This window comes from Haliea sp. E1-2-M8 (assembly GCF_030649675.1).
Lineage (GTDB): Bacteria > Pseudomonadota > Gammaproteobacteria > Pseudomonadales > Halieaceae > Haliea.
Genome location: NZ_JAUTDR010000088.1, coordinates 1 through 652 on the forward strand (window position 1 = coordinate 1; position 652 = coordinate 652).

At 60.6% G+C, this 652-nt stretch carries 1 protein-coding gene; it reads left to right on the forward strand.

What is annotated here, in order from left to right; all coding sequences use genetic code 11:
- On the forward strand, positions 1 to 622 hold a 622-nt coding region (locus Q6D67_RS21670; protein WP_304707927.1), incomplete at its 5' end, for an integrase core domain-containing protein.
- Positions 623 to 652: the final 30 nt, after the last annotated feature.

Genomic DNA, 652 nt, shown 5'->3' on the forward strand with positions numbered 1-652 from the left:
CCAGTGGTTCTACCTGTACCTGATCCTCGACGTGTTCAGCCGCAAGATCGTTGGCTGGGAAGTGCACGACAGCGATGACGCTGACCATGCTGCACGCGTCGTGAAGCGCGCTGCGCTGACCGAAGGCGTGGCCGGGTATCGGAACAAACTTGTGCTGCATGGCGATAACGGTTCCACCCTGAAAGCGACAACGGTGCTGGGCATGCTCAACTGGCTGGGTATTAACCCATCCTACTCGCGTCCTCGTGTCAGCGATGACAACGCCTTTGCGGAAGCCGCGTTCAAGACTGTGAAGTACCGGCCCGAGTTCCCAAGGCGCGGATTCAACGACCTCAATGAGGCGCGTCGATGGGCGGCTGACTTCGAGCGTTGGTACAACCATGAACACCGCCACAGCGGGATTCGCTACGTGACGCCGAACGAGCGGCACACAGGCAGGGACACTGCTGTGCTGGCTGCGCGGCACGCCGTTTACCAGCAGGCGAAAGCACGGCATCCCGAGCGCTGGCGCGGCCGGGCTACGCGCAACTGGGAGCGGATCGACAGCGTCACGCTGAACCCGGAACGGGATGTTGTGTGCAGAGCTGCGGATCATGAAATAGCCGCGAAACATTTTGCATGAATGACCGGGCAACTATGTTGACAGACACCG